Source organism: Streptomyces sp. NPDC091280 (assembly GCF_044768565.1).
In the GTDB taxonomy this organism is placed as follows: Bacteria; Actinomycetota; Actinomycetes; order Streptomycetales; family Streptomycetaceae; genus Streptomyces.
In genome coordinates, this window is the sequence record NZ_JBIVUZ010000014.1 from 81,106 (window position 1) to 97,676 (window position 16,571).

12 protein-coding genes are annotated in these 16,571 nt (G+C 70.5%); 2 read left to right on the top strand and 10 right to left on the bottom strand.

From position 1 onward, the window contains the following. Window positions 1-135 precede the first annotated feature (135 nt). The 3 genes from ACIQPR_RS36680 to ACIQPR_RS36690 form a co-directional block, all read right to left on the bottom strand. A complete protein-coding gene (locus ACIQPR_RS36680) occupies window positions 136-1,581 on the bottom strand; it encodes an aldehyde dehydrogenase family protein (RefSeq protein WP_403657536.1) in 1,446 nt (481 codons plus the stop codon). Window positions 1,582-1,709: 128 nt separating this feature from the next. Further along, window positions 1,710-3,353 (bottom strand): PucR family transcriptional regulator, encoded by a 1,644-nt coding sequence (locus ACIQPR_RS36685; protein ID WP_403657539.1) that lies wholly within the window; start codon window positions 3,351-3,353, stop codon window positions 1,710-1,712. A 175-nt stretch (window positions 3,354-3,528) separates the two neighbouring features. Further along, entirely contained in the window at window positions 3,529-5,928 is a 2,400-nt protein-coding gene (locus ACIQPR_RS36690; RefSeq protein WP_403657542.1) for an ATP/GTP-binding protein, read from the bottom strand. Between the two features lie 262 nt (window positions 5,929-6,190). On the opposite strand from ACIQPR_RS36690, the gene gabT reads away from it, so the two are divergent. Together gabT and ACIQPR_RS36700 are read left to right on the top strand one after the other, a co-directional pair. Further along, the gene (gene gabT, locus ACIQPR_RS36695; protein WP_403657544.1) at window positions 6,191-7,525 is read left to right on the top strand and encodes a 4-aminobutyrate--2-oxoglutarate transaminase; all 1,335 of its coding nucleotides are present in this window, start codon (window positions 6,191-6,193) and stop codon (window positions 7,523-7,525) included. A 397-nt stretch (window positions 7,526-7,922) separates the two neighbouring features. Further along, window positions 7,923-8,525, top strand: a complete 603-nt coding sequence (locus ACIQPR_RS36700; protein WP_403657547.1) for a phosphatase PAP2 family protein — start codon at window positions 7,923-7,925, stop codon at window positions 8,523-8,525. On the opposite strand, the gene ACIQPR_RS36705 is transcribed toward ACIQPR_RS36700, so the two are convergent. The 7 genes from ACIQPR_RS36705 to ACIQPR_RS36735 form a co-directional block, all read right to left on the bottom strand. Further along, entirely contained in the window at window positions 8,464-10,263 is a 1,800-nt protein-coding gene (locus tag ACIQPR_RS36705; protein ID WP_403657550.1) for a chitinase, read from the bottom strand. The genes ACIQPR_RS36700 and ACIQPR_RS36705 overlap by 62 nt on opposite strands. An 85-nt stretch (window positions 10,264-10,348) precedes the next feature. Beyond that, window positions 10,349-10,804 carry a hypothetical protein gene (locus ACIQPR_RS36710; RefSeq protein WP_019074774.1) on the bottom strand — a complete coding sequence of 152 codons (456 nt, stop codon included), beginning with the start codon at window positions 10,802-10,804 and terminating at the stop codon, window positions 10,349-10,351. 125 nt (window positions 10,805-10,929) lie between these two features. After that, the gene (locus tag ACIQPR_RS36715) at window positions 10,930-12,357 is read right to left on the bottom strand and encodes an NAD(P)/FAD-dependent oxidoreductase (protein ID WP_403657553.1); all 1,428 of its coding nucleotides are present in this window, start codon (window positions 12,355-12,357) and stop codon (window positions 10,930-10,932) included. A gap of 29 nt (window positions 12,358-12,386) precedes the next feature. Further along, entirely contained in the window at window positions 12,387-13,187 is an 801-nt protein-coding gene (locus ACIQPR_RS36720; protein ID WP_403657556.1) for an ABC transporter permease, read from the bottom strand. After that, window positions 13,188-14,114: an ABC transporter permease gene (locus ACIQPR_RS36725; RefSeq protein ID WP_403657559.1), complete on the bottom strand. Its 927-nt coding sequence runs from the start codon at window positions 14,112-14,114 to the stop codon at window positions 13,188-13,190. Then, window positions 14,114-15,268: an ABC transporter ATP-binding protein gene (locus ACIQPR_RS36730; RefSeq protein ID WP_403658156.1), complete on the bottom strand. Its 1,155-nt coding sequence runs from the start codon at window positions 15,266-15,268 to the stop codon at window positions 14,114-14,116. The genes ACIQPR_RS36725 and ACIQPR_RS36730 overlap by 1 nt, the downstream gene beginning before the upstream one ends. Before the next feature lie 5 nt (window positions 15,269-15,273). Next, a complete protein-coding gene (locus tag ACIQPR_RS36735; protein ID WP_403657562.1) occupies window positions 15,274-16,521 on the bottom strand; it encodes a PotD/PotF family extracellular solute-binding protein in 1,248 nt (415 codons plus the stop codon). Between the last annotated feature and the right edge of the window lie 50 nt (window positions 16,522-16,571).

Here is a 16,571-nt window from a genome sequence, read left to right on the forward strand (position 1 = left end):
CCGGAAGCAGGCCGACACGGGGAGGGGCCCGGCACCGGAAGGCATCGGCGCCGGGCCCCTCCCCGGAGACTATATGAAAATGGTTACCGTTTACTAGAGCGGGTCCGCCACAGCCGACCCGCTGAAGCCGGTCCGCTACAGCGCGAGCCCGGTCAGCACCAGCACCCGCTCGTAGGTGTAGTCGTCCATCGCGAACTTCACGCCCTCGCGACCGACACCGGACTGCTTGGCGCCGCCGTAGGGCATCTGGTCGGCGCGGTAGGACGGGACGTCGCCGATCACCACACCGCCGACCTCAAGGGCGCGGTGGGCACGGAAGGCGACCTGCACGTCGTGGGTGAACACCCCTGCCTGGAGGCCGTACTTGGAGTCGTTGGCGGCGGCGAACGCGGCGGCCTCGCCGTCCACCTTCGTCACGGTCAGGACCGGTCCGAAGACCTCCTCGCAGGAGATCGTCACGTCGGCGGGCACGTCCGTCAGCACGGTCGGCGCGTACGAGGCGCCGTCGCGCTTGCCGCCGGTGAGGAGGGTGGCGCCGGCGTCGACGGCCTCCTGGACCCAGGACTCCACGCGCTGCGCGGCGGCCTCGCTGACCAGCGGGCCGACATCGGTCTTGGCGTCGGACGGGTCACCGGTGACCTGGGCCTCGACGGCGGCGACGATGCGCGGGAGGAGACGGTCGTAGACGGCCGCGTCGGCGATGACCCGCTGCACGGAGATGCAGGACTGGCCGCCCTGGTAGTTGGAGAAGGTGGCGATGCGGGTCGCCGCCCAGTCGAGGTCGGCGTCGGAGGAGTAGTCCCCGAGGACCACGGCCGCGCCGTTGCCGCCCAGCTCCAGGGTGCAGTGCTTGCGCGGCACCGAGTCCATGATCGCGTAGCCGACCTTCTCCGAACCGGTGAAGGAGATCACCGGCAGCCGCTCGTCCTGGACGAGGGCGGGCATGTGGTCGTTGGCGACCGGCAGGACGCTCCACGCGCCGGCCGGCAGCTCGCTCTCGGCGAGCAGGTCGCCGATGATCAGGCCGGAGAGCGGGGTGGCCGGGGCCGGCTTGAGGATGATCGGCACACCGGCCGCTATCGCCGGGGCGATCTTGTGGGCGCAGAGGTTCAGCGGGAAGTTGAAGGGCGCGATGCCGAGGACGACACCCTTCGGGAAGCGCCGGGTGAGGGCGAGCCGGCCCTGACCGCCGGCGTCGGTGTCGAGGCGCTGCGCCTCGCCGCCGTTGAACCGCCGGGCCTCCTCGGCCGCGAACCGGAACACCGACACGGCACGGCCGACCTCCCCGCGCGCCCACTTGATCGGCTTGCCGTTCTCGGCGGAGATGAGCTGCGCGATCTCCTCGGTGCGCTCGACGAGACGCCGGCTGACGTGGTCGAGGGCGGCGGCGCGGACATGGGCGGGGGTCGCGGCGAACTCGTCCCGTACGGCGTACGCGGCGGCCACCGCCTCCTCGACCTGGGCGTCGGTCGGCACGCTGACCTTGCCGACGAGGCGTCCGTCCCACGGGGAGGTGACGTCGAAGGTGTCCTCGCCGTGGGCCTGACGGCCGGCGAGCCAGAAGGCGTGGGTGGAAGTCATGTCCCGGCCCTTCCGCGTTGGGGGTGGTCTTGGGGCTTCTCGGTCAACCGTAGGGGCGGGAAGGCCGCGGTGCGTTTAGCCGAGTCGTAGTGGTGCCGGACGGGAACACTACAGTTCGGCAGGGCCCGTCACTCGGTGGCGGCCGTCGCCTTCAGCGCGAGCCACAGCTCCATCCGTACGTCCGGGTCGTCGAGCGACCGGCCGAGGATCTCCTCCACCCGGCGCATCCGGTAGCGCAGGGTGTGCCGGTGCACTCCGAGGTCGGCCGCCGCCGCGTCCCACTGCCCGTGCCGGGACAGCCACGCGCGCAGCGAGGCGACCAGGTCCCCGCGCCCGGTCGCGTCGTGCTCGGAGAGCGGTCGCAGCAACCCGTCCGCGAAGGCCCGTACCGCGTCGTCGGCGAGCAGCGGCAGCACCGACCCGGCGGCCATCTCCTCGTGCTCGACGAAGACCCGACCGCGCCGCCGGGCCACCGACAGCGCCTGCTCGGCCTGCTTGTGGGCGACAGCGGCGGCGACGGGCCCGGCCGGCGCGGAGAGCCCGACGACCGGCGGCTCGTCCTCACCACCGCCCTGCTCCCGTACGTCGGTGGCGGCCCGCTCGGCCTCCAGCGCCGAGGCGTACTCACGGCAGGCGTCGACGGCGGCACCCCCGTCGACGGCGAGCACGACGAGCCGGGCCGCTGTCCCCGGTCCCGCTGCTTCGTCCGACCGTTCCAGCTGCTCCGGCCCTTCCGGCCCTTCCGGTACGACGAGTACCGCCTCCCCGGAGCGGGCCGCCGCCGACTCCATCGCCTCGGCGAGCCCGGCCAGGGAGTCGTGGTCGGCGGTGCCGCTCTCCCCCACGATCACCCGGAACGGTGCGTCGAGGAGCGCCCCGAACAGTTCACCGGCGACGGCCCGCGCGTGGTCCGGCTGCCCGGCGAGGAGCATCCGCAGCACGGCCGCGCCGATGCGCTGCTCGGCGGCCTGGAGGGAGCGGGAACGTTCGGTGGTGAGGGTCAGCAGCGCGATGGCCGAGTGGACGGCGTAGCGCTCCGCCGTCCCGAGCGCGGCGGCCGTACCCACCGCGAGGGCGGCCTTCGGGCGTCGGCCGGTGCCCAGGGAGTGCAGTTCGACGCGGTCCTCGTGGTCCGGGCCGCCGACCACGGAGGAGGCGGGCGCGGGGCGCTCGCGCAGCCGTTCCACGTCCGCGGTGAGCCGGGCGGCTCGGCGGCCGGCCCACTCCGGTGCGGTGGCGACGACGGCGCCGGAGGTGTCGTAGAGCGCGGCCCACCCGTCGACCTGCGCGGCGAGCACGGTGAGCAGCCCCTGCGGGCCGTCGGCGAGGGCCTGCCGGGTCAGTTCGCGCTGCGCGGCGAACCCGGCGGTCACGGCACGGTACTGGTCGGCGGCGATGGCGGCGGAGACGGCCTTGCTGATCGCGATGAACGGAGTCCGCCGGGGCACTTCGAGCAGCGGCAGCCCCTCCTCGGCGGCGGTGTCGACGAGCGCCTTCGGGATCTGGTCGTAATTGACCCCGACCGCGAACCCCAGCCCCACGACACCCGCGCCCACCAGCCGCCGCACATACCGCCGCATGGCCCGGGGGTCCTCCGCGTCCAGCTTCAACGCGGTGATCAGCAGCAGTTCCCCGCCTTCCATGTACGGCACCGGGTCGGCCAGCTCACTGACATGGGCCCAGCGCACGGGCACGTCCAGGCGGTCCTCGCCGGCGCGCACGGTGAGCTTGAGCGCGGAGTGGTGGACGAGCGAGGCGAGCGTGGGGGGCATGGGGCCTTCAGGTCGGGAAGAGGGTGAGGTCGGGAGTCAGAGCGAGGGCGGTCGAAAGATCCGAAGACCGGACGATCAAGCGCGGCCGATCATGGCGATCATTTGGCCGCCACGTACGAACGACCTGCCCCGATTCTGCCTCACCGTACGGTCGTGACGCCCCCGTATGTCCGGTTCAGTGCCCTTGACCGCGCAGGTCCACCAGCAGCGGCGGCGCGTGCTCCCCCTTCACGCTGGTCAGCGACAGCACGGCATGCCCGGCCGGGACACCGTGCGCCAACTCGGAGGCGGACCAGCGCTCACGCTCCACCTGGCGGACGGTGACGGCCTCCGTGGTGACGGCCTTGCCGGTGATCAGCTTGCGGAGGGCGTGGATGGCGCGGGTCATGGGCTGGTCGGCGAAGACCGTGTGCTTGGCGACGTCCGTGGTCTCCACCCACTCGGTGCCCCAGGCGTGCGCGAAGCGGCTGCCGTCCCAGGTGGTGACGCCGGCCAGCGCCATCCGGCAGCCGACCGCGCCGTACAGCGGGCCGTGCAGGGCCTCGGGCACATCGCCCACGGTCCGCAGGGCGAGGACGACCCCCGCGTCCTCGGAGCGCAGCCGCTGGATGCGGCGCAGTGACTCCGTGGTCACGGTGCCGGTGGCGTCGTCGAGGACGAGGCAGGCGAAGTGCCCGCGCTCACGGCCCCGTACGACCGCGGTGAACTGGGCGAGGACCAGCCGGGTGAGCAACCGGGCCGCCTCGTCGTGCCCGTGCTCGGGCAGGTCGATACGGACCCGCAGCGGGTGATGGGCGACGGCTCGCAGCGAGAACGGGCGGGCCGTCCCGCCTCCCGCGCCGAAGAACTCCGCGAACACCGGGCGGTCGAGCAGCGCGAGCCGGTCGGCGAGGGCCTGGCCGGGGTCGTTGCCGCCGCCGGCGTGGCGCATGCGGGAGTCGAGTTCTCGGCGCATCATGCCGTGCTCGTCGCCGGTGAGCGCGGCGCTCAGCTCCGCCAGCACCCTCGGCTCGCCCTCAAGGAGTTCGCGCAGCACAGGCAGGGTGGGGAACCTGCCGCTCGCGGCCCGGTAGGGCCCGAGGAGCTGGGCCAGGGCTCCGGCGGCCCGCTGGGTGTCCACCGAATCGAGGTCTCCGACCAGGGCTTCGGCCAGCAGGGCGGCGGCTTCGTCGGGGTCGGTGGACTCGGCGTAGGGGTCGAGGTCGTGGACGGACGCCGGGTCCCCGACGCGGACGACCACGTCGAACGCGTCGTCGGGGCCGAGCGGCGCACCGGCCGCGCACACCGCGACGACGGCGCACCGGCCGGTGAGGGCCTGGAGGGTGAGGTTCTCGACCACCGGCCGCACCACGTGCCGTGTCTTGCCCGAACCGGAGGGTCCGACGACGAGCAGCGAGGTGCCCAGGGTGTCCGGGCCGAGCGCGGAGCCGACACCGCGGTAGGCGAGCGCGGTGCGTTCGCCCGGCACCCAGGTCCCGATCCGCACCTGCCCGGTGAGCAGGTCGTGCCGCGCGCTGCGGCCGGGGAGGTCGCGGGAGCCGGAGGGGTGGGTCCAGGCACCGCCGGCGGCCCGCAGCACGGTGCGGGTGAAGGAGGAGAGGTCGCCGGTGCGCCGGGCCCGTCCCCAGGCGTGCTCGACGCGCGCGCAGTCCACGTCGTTCATCCGTCCCGCGAGCACTTCGTGGGTGAGGACGTCCGCGGCCTCGAACTGCCCCGCCTCCCGCAGCTCGGGCCAGTGGGCCCTTGATCCGGCGGCCCGCGCCTGCTCGGCGGCGGCCGTCGCGGCGGCGGTGTCGCCCGGGGCGTGCCGCCCCCGGAGCAGTGGCAGCCAGCCGCCGATCCGGGCGAACGGCCACAGGAGCAGCAGGCCGATGACCAGGTAGAGCAGGTTGCCCGTCAGGGGCGTGGAGATGAAGTCGTAGCCGCCCGGGAAGAGGTTGATGAGGTGGTAGACGGGACCGGCCACCGGAAGCGCGTTCCAGCTGACGTCGAAGACGCTCGGGATCACGACGAGGTTCTCCGCGATCACGGCGCCCAGCAGCGCGAGCAGTGCCCGGGCCGGCTGCGGGCGGCGCGTGACGACGTGCCGGATGATCTCCGGCCAGCTCCCCAGGCGCCCCATGCCGTAGACGAGGACGCCGAAGAACACGCCGTCGGCCACCGTCACGGCGTCGACGCCCTTGCCCTTGGGGGTCGTGGTGCCGGCCCACCACCAGTCGTCGGGGGTGAACACCTTGAGCAGCGCCCATTGGTAGGGGATGCTGCCGTGCCGCCACAGCGACCACAGCACCATGCCCACGGCGAGCGGGACGACGACGCCGACGATGGTGATGGGTGACAGCCGCTCGGTGTTCTTCTCGGGCTTGGGCACGCGGTACCCGAACCGCCAGATTCCAGGCTTCGCGGCAGGCCGGGACTCGTTGAGCCAGTCGGCCACGGTCGTAGCGACCGCGGCCGGGGCGTGCGTCGGCCTCGGCGGTACGACGTGCTCCGCCGGCCCGCCCACCGGCCCCGCCGGCCGCGGTACAGGATTCGCATGCGTGCCCCGTGCGTCCCGCGTGCCGTCGCTGTCCATCGCTCTCGCCCTCGCCCCTTGACCAGCCGTTCCGTGCATCGTCAGCGAGTCAATCTAACGCGCCGGGAAGGGGAGTTCACCGTTTACGCGGCCGGGTGCGGAACAAGCTCGGTGAACCCGGCACTGTCCACGGCGGACAACCCGCGGCGCCGACACCGCCCACATGGAGCATGCCCACCCCCCGCCCCCGGTCCTAGCCTGCGAGAAAGGAAAAAAGAAACAGGACAGCGCGCAAGCGTCCGCACCACCCCAGGAGCCCCTCATGACCGCACTTCCGCAGGAGCGCCGCGTCGTCACCGCGATCCCCGGCCCCAAGTCCCAGGAGTTGCAGGCCCGCCGTACCGCGGCGGTCGCGGCCGGTGTGGGGTCCGTGCTGCCCGTGTTCACCGCGCGCGCGGGCGGCGGGATCATCGAGGACGTCGACGGGAACCGGCTCATCGACTTCGGTTCCGGTATCGCGGTGACGAGCGTCGGCGCCTCCGCCGAGGCCGTGGTCCGCCGTGCCACCGCGCAGCTCGCCGACTTCACCCACACCTGTTTCATGGTCACCCCGTACGAGGGCTACGTGGCGGTCGCGGAGGCGCTCGCCGAGCTGACCCCGGGCGACCACGCCAAGAAGTCCGCGCTGTTCAACTCCGGCGCCGAGGCCGTCGAGAACGCGGTCAAGATCGCGCGGGCGTACACCAAGCGGCAGGCCGTCGTCGTGTTCGACCACGGGTACCACGGGCGCACCAACCTGACGATGGCGCTCACCTCGAAGAACATGCCGTACAAGAACGGCTTCGGGCCCTTCGCCCCCGAGGTGTACCGCGTTCCGGTCGCCTACGGCTACCGCTGGCCGACCGGTCCCGACAACGCCGGTGCCGAGGCCTCCGCGCAGGCCATCGACATGATCAACAAGCAGATCGGCGCCGACAACGTCGCCGCGATCATCATCGAGCCGGTCCTCGGCGAGGGCGGTTTCATCGAGCCGGCCAAGGGCTTCCTGCCGGCGCTGAGCGCGTTCGCCAAGGCCAACGGGATCGTGTTCGTGGCCGACGAGATCCAGTCCGGGTTCTGCCGTACGGGTCAGTGGTTCGCGTGCGAGGACGAGGGTGTCGTCCCGGACCTCATCACCACCGCGAAGGGCATCGCGGGCGGGCTGCCGCTCGCGGCCGTCACCGGGCGCGCCGAGATCATGGACGCGGCGCACGCGGGCGGCCTGGGCGGGACGTACGGCGGCAACCCCGTCGCCTGCGCGGGCGCGCTCGGCTCGATCGAGACCATGAAGGAGCTGGACCTCAACGCCAGGGCCAAGAACATCGAGGCCGTGATGAAGGCGCGGCTCGGTGCCATGGCCGAGAAGTTCGAGGTCATCGGCGATGTGCGGGGGCGCGGCGCGATGATCGCGATCGAGCTGGTCAAGGACCGTACGACGAAGGAGCCGAACCCGGAGGCGACGGCCGCGCTGGCCAAGGCCTGCCACCAGGAGGGGCTGCTGGTCCTGACCTGTGGCACCTACGGCAACGTGCTGCGTTTCCTGCCCCCGCTGGTCATCGGGGACGACCTGCTGACCGAGGGCCTCGACATCATCGAGCAGGCGTTCGCACGCATCTGAGCCAATCCCTGTCGTACCGGATTCACAGGCTGCGGGGGCGGACGGCAGGCCGTGTGAAGAAGGTGTGCGGGGTGCATGACGGGACCCGAATCCGCCTGTCTTCCCCCCAGTCACTGCCGTAGGTTCTACCCAGATGAGAGATACACCCCGCCCACAGGGGACTGTGGGCGACTTCAGGACGAGGCCTCCCCAGCTTCGCCCTGGTCGTGCCCTCGCGCACACAACAGGAGCCTCCGGCTCCGAATCTCCTCACCGATCGGACAATCGGCCGCCCCAAACCCCCCGGGGCGGCCGACGATCCGGTCCGGACGGCCGGCTCGGAACTACCCCCCCTGTTCCGGGCCGGCCGACCTCCTTCTTCTGGCTGCTTCTCGCCCTTCCCGCGCTGCTGTTCGCGGTGATCACCTGGCAGGTCGCGGCCGACGGCCCGCTGCTCCGCCTGGACGAGCGCCTGAGCCGCGCGCTCGTCCACCCGGACCGCTTCTCCGAACTCCTCGCCGACCTCGGCAACGTGCAGGTCGCGGTGCCCGTTCTCGTCGTGGTCCTCGTGCACGTCGCCCGGCGCGGCCGTGCCAGTGGTACGGACCGCTGGTGGCTGCCGCCGCTCGCGGCGGCCGTCCTGATGGCCCTGGTCCCGGCGCTGGTCGTCCCCGTCAAGGAACTGATCGCCCGCGGCGGCACCCCGGCGGTACCGCCCGGCACCGGCTACTACCCCTCCGGCCACACGGCCACCGCGATGATCGCCTACGGCGCCTCGGCCCTGGTTCTCCTTCCTTGGCTCCGGACGTCGTACGCCCGCCGCGCAGCCGTCGCGAGCTGTGTGCTCCTGGTCGCCTGCGTCAGCTTCGGGCTGGTCCGGCGGGGCTACCACTGGCCACTGGACGTGGTGGCCAGTTGGTGCCTCGGTACGGTGCTGCTCTCGTCGTTGCGGCTCCTGCTCAGCCGAAGTAGCCGTCGAACGTCCGCTGGAACTCCCCGTTCGAGTAGCGGTCCCAGTTGATCGACCAGGTCATCAGGCCGCGCAGGGACGGCCAGCTGCCGTGGGTCGCGTACGAGCCGCAACTCACCTTCTTCGTCAGACAGTCCAGCGTTTTCGTGACCTCCGCCGGAGCCACGTAGCCGTTGCCCGCGTTGACCGACGCCGGCATGCCGATGGCGATCTGGTCGGGGCGCAGGGCCGGGAACACGTTGTTCGTGTCGCCCGCCACCGGGAAGCCGGTGAGCAGCATGTCGGTCATCGCGATGTGGAAGTCCGCGCCGCCCATGGTGTGGTACTGGTTGTCGAGGCCCATGATCGGGCCGGAGTTGTAGTCCTGGACGTGCAGCAGGGTGAGGTCGTCGCGCAGGGCGTAGATGACGGGCAGATACGCGCCGCACCTCGGGTCCTGGCCGCCGAACTTTCCGGTGCCGTAGAACTGGTAGCCCATCTGCACGAAGAAGGTCTCGGGCGCCATGCTCAGCACGAACTTCGCGCCGTATTTGGCCTTCAGGGTCTTCAGGGCGGCGATCAGGTTGACCACCACGGGAGTTGTGGGGCTCTTGAAGTTCGTGTCGCTCGCGTCCAGGGAGAGCGAGTGGCCCTCGAAGTCGATGTCCAGGCCGTCGAGGCCGTAGGTGTCGATGATGTTCGAGACGGAGGAGACGAAGGTGTCCCTCGCCGCTGTCGTGGTGAGCTGGACCTGGCCGTTGGCGCCGCCGATCGAGATCAACACCTTTTTCCCGGCCGCCTGTTTGGCCTTGACGGCCGCCTTGAAGTCGGCGTCGCTCTCGACGTTCGGGCACTCCGTGACCGGGCAGCGGTTGAAGCGGATGTCGCCGGAGGTGGCGGAGGTGGGTTCGCCGAAGGCCAGGTCGATGACGTCCCAGCTGTCGGGGACGTCGGCCAGGCGGGTGTAGCCGGAGCCGTTGGCGAAGCTCGCGTGGAGGTAGCCGATCAGGGCGTGGGTGGGCAGGCCGGTGGTGGGGCCCGAGCCGGTGGACGTGGTCGCGGTGACCGCCGTCGACTTCGCGGACTCGCCCGCGTCGTTGACCGCCGTGACCTGGAAGCTGTACGCCGTCGCGGCCGAGAGTCCGCTCACGGTGGCCGAAGTGCCGCTCGCCGTCTGGACTTTCACCCCGCCGCGGTAGATCGCGTAGCTCGTCGCGCCGGTGACCGCGGACCAGGAGAGGGCGACGGAGGAAGAGGTGACCGTGCCGACGGCCAGGCCCGTGGGGGCGGTCGGGGGTTGGCCCGGGTCCACCGCGGGGCCGGTGAGGGAGATGTCGTCGGCGTAGTAGGCGCCGGTGGCGTACCAGCCGTGGGTGTAGATCGTGACCTTGGTGGTGGACGGGCCGGTGGTGAAGCTCGTCGTCAACCGCTGCCAGTCGGGGGCGGATTGGGTCCAGGTGGAGACGTCCGTGGTGCCGGTGCCGCTCGCGCCGAGGTAGACGTAGCTGCCGCGGACGTAACCGGCCAGCGAGTACTGCGAGTTCGGTTTCACGGTCACCGTCTGCGCGCACTGGGCGTAGTCGTTGCCGGCCGGGGTCGCCTGCAACGCCGAACCGCCGCCGTGCACGGGCGACTTGACAGCCGTACCGCTGTTCGCGGTACAGGACCAGTTGTCGAGGCCGGACTCGAAGCCTCCGTTCTTCGCCAGGTCCGCGTCGGCCGCACGGGCGGCCGACGAGAGCGCGGTGATTCCGGGCACGGCCAGCAGGGCGGCCGTGAGCACGGCGAGGACGGGTCTGGAGCGTTCCACAAGTGCCTCCGGGCATGGGGGAATTGGAGGGGTGGAGCGCGCCCAATTTGGTCCAGACCAATTAGCTTGTCAAGGCCTCGATCCGTTAACCGTCCTCCCCCTCCGTCGCCAGCCCCGCCGCCGCCTCGTGCATGGCGAGTTCGAGGAGCGCGGGATCGGTGAGGGTGCCGGAGCCGTCCGGCGGCACCAGCCAGCGCACTCCGCCGGTCGACCGGCCCGGGTACGGCACCACGATCCAGGTGCCGGGTCCGGCCGTGCGGATGCCGGTGCCGAGCCAGCGGGCCGCGGTGCCCGGCGGCACCAGGAAACCCATCCGCGCGTCGCCGAAGTCGACCAGTACCGGGCCCAGTTGGTCGATGACCCGGGTGAGCACATCGAGCGTGGGATAACCGAGCTCACCCGGCAGGATGAGAACGTCCCAGGCCTTGCCGGCGGGCAGCAGCGCGATCCCCTGCGGGTTGCGCTCCCATTCCCAGCGGCAGGCCTCCGGATCCGGAGCCACCGATGCCAGCCACTCGACGGCCGTCTTCGCCCCAGTCATGAGGAGACCTCCCTTTCTCGTGTCGACGCCGGTCGCGTCACAGGAGAGAGGGAGGTCCTCACGTGGCATTACGCGGGTTCCGGCACCCCGAAGGAGTGAACCGGGTCACACCGCGCGGCGGGGGCTCAACTGTCGAAGCCGAGGCCCAGCTTGTCCATCGTGCGCAGCCACAGGTTGCGCCGGCCGCCGTGGTCGTCGGCGCGGGCCAGCGACCACTTGGTGAGCGCGATGCCGGTCCAGGCGAAGGGCTCGGGCGGGAAGGGCAGCGGCTTCTTGCGGACCATGTCGAGTTCCGTGCGCTCGGTCCGCTCCCCCGCGAGCAGGTCCAGCATCACGTCGGCGCCGAAGCGGGTGGCGCCCACGCCGAGGCCGGTGAAGCCCGCCGCGTACGCCACCTTGCCCTGGTGGGCGGTGCCGAAGAACGCCGAGAAACGCGAGCAGGTGTCGATCGCGCCGCCCCACGCATGACTGAACTTGAGGCCCTCCAGCTGCGGGAAGCAGGTGAAGAAGTGCTCGGCGAGCTTGGCGTACGTCTCCGGCCGGTCGTCGTACTCGGCGCGCACCCGGCCGCCGTACGGGTAGATCGCGTCGTAACCGCCCCACAGGACGCGGTTGTCGGCGGAGAGCCGGAAGTAGTGGAACTGGTTCGCCGAATCGCCCAGGCCCTGGCGGTTCTTCCAGCCGATCGACGCCAACTGGTCGGCGGAGAGCGGCTCGGTCATCAGGGCGTAGTCGTAGACCGGGACGGTGTACGGGCGGACCCGCTTGACCAGGTTCGGGAAGATGTTGGTGCCGAGCGCGACCCGGCGGGCCCGGACCGAGCCGTACGGGGTGCGGACGGCCATGCCCGCGCCGTACGGCTTGAGGGCGAGGGCCGGGGTGTGTTCGTAGACGCGGACGCCGAGCCCGAGGCAGGCGCGCTTCAACCCCCAGGCCAGTTTCGCCGGGTTGAGCATCGCGACGCCCCGGCTGTCGTGGAGACCGGCCAGGAAGGTCGGGGAGGCGACCTGTTCGCGGACGGCCTCGGTGTCCAGGAACTCGATCCCCTCGGCGAGGCCGTGGCCGCGCAACTCCCCGTACCAGTCGTGGAGTTCCTCGGCCTGGTGGGGCGCGGTGGCGACGTCGATCTCGCCGGTGCGCTCGAACTCGCAGTCCAGGGAGTAGCGGGCGACCGCCGCCTCGATCGCGTCGAGGTTACGGGCGCCCAGCTCCTCCAGTTTGTGGATCTCGTCGGGCCAGCGGGTGAGGCCGTTGGACAGGCCGTGGGTGAGGGAGGCGGCGCAGAAGCCGCCGTTACGGCCCGAGGCGGCCCAGCCCGCCTCGCGGCCCTCCACCAGGACGACGTCCCGCTGCGGGTCGCGCTCCTTGGCGATGAGCGCGGTCCACAGTCCGCTGTAACCGCCGCCGACGACCAGCAGATCGCAGGTCTCGGCGCCGGTGAGCGCGGGCTCGGGATGCGGCCTGCCGGGGTCGTCCAGCCAGTACGGGACCGGCCGGGCCTCGGAGAGGGACTTCGTCCACTTGGTGTTACGGCTCATGGCGCTCGGGGCCATGATTTCAACTCCCTACAGGGCGCTAGCGGTTATGCCTTCACCTTGTTGCGGCGGTTGGTGATCGCCATGGAAACGAGCACCAACAATACGGCGACGAGGAACATGGCCGTACCGATGACATTGATCTGAACGGGTGTCCCGCGCTGTGCCGAGCCCCAGACGAACATGGGGAAGGTGACGGTCGAACCCGCGTTGAAATTGGTGATGATGAAATCGTCGAAGGAGAGCGCGAAGGAGAGCAGCGCGCCCGCCGCGATTCCGGGGGCCGCGATGGGCAGGGTGACGCGCAGGAAGGTCTGCGCCGGGCCGGCGTAGAGGTCCTGGGCGGCCTGTTCCAGGCGCGGGTCCATCGACATCACACGAGCCTTGACGGCGGTGACGACGAAGCTGAGGCAGAACATGATGTGGGCGATCAGGATGGTGTAGAAGCCCAGTTGGGCGCCCATGTTGAGGAACAGGGTGAGCAGCGAGGCCGCCATGACGACCTCGGGCATCGCCATCGGCAGGAAGATCAGCGAGTTGACGGCACCGCGGGCGCGGAAGCGGTAGCGGACCAGCGCGAAGGCGATCATCGTGCCGAGGACGGTGGCGCCGATGGTCGCCCAGACGGCGATCTGGAGGCTGATGGAGAGCGAGCCGCACATGTCGGCGACACCGCACGGCTGCTTCCAGGCGTCCAGCGAGAACTGCTGCCACTCGTAATTGAAGCGCCCCTTCGGCTTGTTGAAGGAGAACACCGTGACGATGACGTTCGGGAGCAGGAGATAACCGAGGGTCAACAGGCCCGCGATGACCACGAAATGGCGCTTGAGCCAGCGTACGACTGCCATTTAGACCAGATCCTCCGTCCCGGACTTGCGAATGTAGATGGTCACCATGGCGAGAATGGCGGCCATGAGGACGAAGGAGAGTGCCGCCGCCGTCGGGTAGTCGAGAATGCGCAGGAACTGCGTCTGGATGACGTTGCCGATCATGCGGGTGTCGGTGGAGCCGAGGAGTTCGGCGTTGACGTAGTCACCGGCCGCCGGGATGAAGGTCAGCAGGGTGCCGGAGACGACGCCGGGCATCGACAGCGGGAAGGTGACCTTGCGGAAGGTGGTGAAGGGCTTGGCGTACAGGTCGCCCGCCGCTTCGTGCAGCCGTCCGTCGATGCGCTCCAGCGAGGTGTAGAGCGGAAGCACCATGAACGGCAGGAAGTTGTACGTCAGCCCGCAGACGACCGCGAGCGGCGTGGCCAGGACCCGGTCCCCCGACGTCCAGCCGAGCCAGTTGGTGACATCGAGGACGTGCAGCGTGTTGAGGGCGCCGACCACCGGGCCGCTGTCCGCGAGGATCGTCTTCCAGGCCAGCGTGCGGATCAGGAAGCTGGTGAAGAACGGCGCGATCACCAGGATCATGATCAGGTTGCGCCAGCGTCCCGCGCGGAAGGCGATGAGGTACGCGAGCGGATAGCCGAGCAGCAGGCACAGGATCGTCGCGGCGGCGGCGTACAGGCCCGAGCGCAGGAACTGCGGCCAGTACTCGGACACCGCGTCCCAGTAGGTCGCGAAGTGCCAGGTGACCTTGTAACCGTCCTCCAGGGAGCCCGTCTGGATCGACGTGGAGCCCTGGTAGATCATCGGCAGCGCGAAGAAGACGATCAGCCAGAGAATGCCGGGCAGCAGCAGCCAGTACGGCGTCCAGCGGCCCCGCCGCTTGCGCGGCGCCTTCTCCTCGGGCGCCGGCGCGAGCGGCGGCGCCTCGGTGACAGCGGCCATCAGGCGGCCTCCTCCTCGGTGTCGACGCCCGCGTCGATGTCCTGCGCCGCGTCGAGGCCGAAGGTGTGGGCCGGGTTCCAGTGCAGGACGACGTCGGCGCCGGGCCGCAGCCGGGCGTCGCGGTCGACGTTCTGGGCGTAGACCTCGAACTCGGGGCAGACCGGGCTGTCGATGACGTACTGGGTGGAGACGCCGATGAAGCTGGAGTCGGCGATCCGGCCGGTGATGCGGTTGCGGCCGGCCGGGATCTCGCCCGCGTCGTCGGCGTGCGTGAGGGTGATCTTCTCGGGCCGTACGCCGACCAGGACCTTGCCGCCGGTCGTCGTGGGCGCCGAACATCGCGCCTCGGGCAGGACGAGCTTGCCGCCGCCCGCCTTGAGGACGATGTCGTCGCCGGACTTGGAGTCGACCTCGGCCTCGATGAGGTTGGAGGTGCCGAGGAAGTTGGCGACGAACGTGGTCTGCGGGTTCTCGTAGAGGTCGGTGGGCGAGCCGAGCTGCTCGACGCGGCCCGCGTTCATCACGGCGACCGTGTCGGCCATGGTCATGGCCTCCTCCTGGTCGTGCGTGACATGCACGAAGGTGATGCCGACCTCGGTCTGGATGCGCTTGAGCTCCAGCTGCATCTGGCGGCGGAGCTTGAGGTCGAGGGCGCCGAGGGGCTCGTCGAGGAGGAGCACCTTGGGGTGGTTGATCAGCGCGCGGGCCACCGCGACGCGCTGCTGCTGGCCGCCGGAGAGCTGGTGCGGCTTCTTGCGCGCCTGCTCGCCGAGCTGCACGAGGTCGAGCATGTCGACGACCTGCTGCTTCACCGACTTGATGCCGCGCCGTCGCAGACCGAAGGCGACGTTCTCGAAGATGTCGAGGTGCGGGAAGAGGGCGTAGGACTGGAAGACGGTGTTCACCGGCCGCTTGTAGGGCGGGAGGCTGGTGACTTCCTGGTCGCCGAGGTGGACGGTCCCCGAGGAGGGCTCCTCCAGTCCGGCGATCATGCGCAGGGTGGTGGTCTTGCCGCAGCCGGAGGCGCCGAGCAGGGCGAAGAAGGAGCCCTGGGGCACGGTCAGGTCGAGCGGCTGGACGGCGGTGAAGCCGTTGTCGTAGGTCTTGCTGATGCCGGAGAGGCGGACGTCGCCGCTGTTGTCCTTGGTGTTCATCGTCGTCACGCCCCTGTGAGCTTTGCGAACTTCTGCTGGTAGGCCGTCTCTTCCTTCGAACTCAGGGAGCGGAAGGCGTGGGACTTGGCCGCCATGGCCTTGTCGGGAAGGATCAGCGGGTTGTCCGCCGCCGACTTGTCGATCTTCGCGAGATACGGCTTCACGTCGCCGACCGGGCTGACGTAGTTGACGTAGGCGGCGAGTTCGGCGGCCGGCTCGGGCTCGTAGTAGTAGTCGATGAGCCGCTCGGCGTTCGTCTTGTGACGCGCCTTGTTGGGGATCAGCATGTTGTCGGTCGACGTCATGTAGCCGGCCTCGGGGATGACGTAACCGACGTCCGGGTTGTCGGACTGGAGCTGGACGATGTCGCCGCCCCAGGCGACACAGGCCGCGAAGTCGCCCTTGGTGAGGTCGGACGTGTAGTCGTTGCCGGTGAAGCGGCGGATCTGGCCCTTGTCGACGGCCTTCTGGAGCCGGGCGATGACCGCGTCGTAGTCGTCGGTGGTGAACTTCGCCGGGTCCTTGCCCATGTCGAGCATGGTCATGCCGACGCTGTCGCGCATCTCGGTGAGGAAGCCGACCCGGCCCTTGAGCTTCGGGTTGTCGAGCAGGTCGGAGATCGACTTCACCTCGACACCGTCGAGCGCCTTCTTGTTGTAGGCGATGACGGTCGAGATGCCCTGCCACACGTACGAGTACGCCCGGCCCGGGTCCCAGTCGGGGCTGCGGAACTGGTCCGACAGGTTGGCGTAGGCGTGCGGCAGATTGGACGCGTCCAGCTTCTGGACGTAGCCCAGCCGGATCATGCGGGCGGCCAGCCAGTCGGTGAGGACGATCAGGTCGCGGCCGGTGGACTGGCCGGCGGCGAGCTGCGGCTGGATCTTGCCGAAGAACTCGTCGTTGTCGTTGATGTCCTCGGTGTACTTGACCTTGATGCCGGTCCGTTTGGTGAACGCGTCCAGCGTGGGCCGGTGCTTGCCGCTGTCGTCCGTGTCGATGTACTCGGGCCAGTTGGAGAAGTCGATCTCCTTCTCCGTGGCCGAGTGGTCGTCGGCGGACACACCGCCCTGTGTCTTACCTGCCGCGGGGATCCCGCAGCCGCTCAGGGCCCCGAGTCCGCCGACCGCGAGCGCTCCGCCCGCGGAGGCGCGCAGCACCGAACGGCGGGTCCACGCGGACCTGCTCTTGCGGAAGCTGCGCCGCACGGCGGCCACTTCGGCCGGGGTCAGGCGGTCGGGCTCGTACTGCTTCATGCGCGTGCTGCCCTTTCGGGAGGAGACGGCCGCGGCTGTGGCGGCCGTCA

Excerpts from the sequence above, each read along its gene's own strand:
- ACIQPR_RS36710 (WP_019074774.1), bottom strand. The coding sequence starts at position 10,804 with ATGACTGGGGCGAAGACGGCCGTCGAGTGGCTGGCATCGGTGGCTCCG.
- ACIQPR_RS36715 (WP_403657553.1), bottom strand. The coding sequence starts at position 12,357 with ATGGCCCCGAGCGCCATGAGCCGTAACACCAAGTGGACGAAGTCCCTC.
- ACIQPR_RS36735 (WP_403657562.1), bottom strand. The coding sequence starts at position 16,521 with ATGAAGCAGTACGAGCCCGACCGCCTGACCCCGGCCGAAGTGGCCGCC.
- ACIQPR_RS36680 (WP_403657536.1), bottom strand. The coding sequence starts at position 1,581 with ATGACTTCCACCCACGCCTTCTGGCTCGCCGGCCGTCAGGCCCACGGC.
- ACIQPR_RS36725 (WP_403657559.1), bottom strand. The coding sequence starts at position 14,114 with ATGGCCGCTGTCACCGAGGCGCCGCCGCTCGCGCCGGCGCCCGAGGAG.
- ACIQPR_RS36685 (WP_403657539.1), bottom strand. The coding sequence starts at position 3,353 with ATGCCCCCCACGCTCGCCTCGCTCGTCCACCACTCCGCGCTCAAGCTC.
- gabT (WP_403657544.1), top strand. The coding sequence starts at position 6,191 with ATGACCGCACTTCCGCAGGAGCGCCGCGTCGTCACCGCGATCCCCGGC.
- ACIQPR_RS36730 (WP_403658156.1), bottom strand. The coding sequence starts at position 15,268 with ATGAACACCAAGGACAACAGCGGCGACGTCCGCCTCTCCGGCATCAGC.
- ACIQPR_RS36690 (WP_403657542.1), bottom strand. The coding sequence starts at position 5,928 with ATGGACAGCGACGGCACGCGGGACGCACGGGGCACGCATGCGAATCCT.
- ACIQPR_RS36720 (WP_403657556.1), bottom strand. The coding sequence starts at position 13,187 with ATGGCAGTCGTACGCTGGCTCAAGCGCCATTTCGTGGTCATCGCGGGC.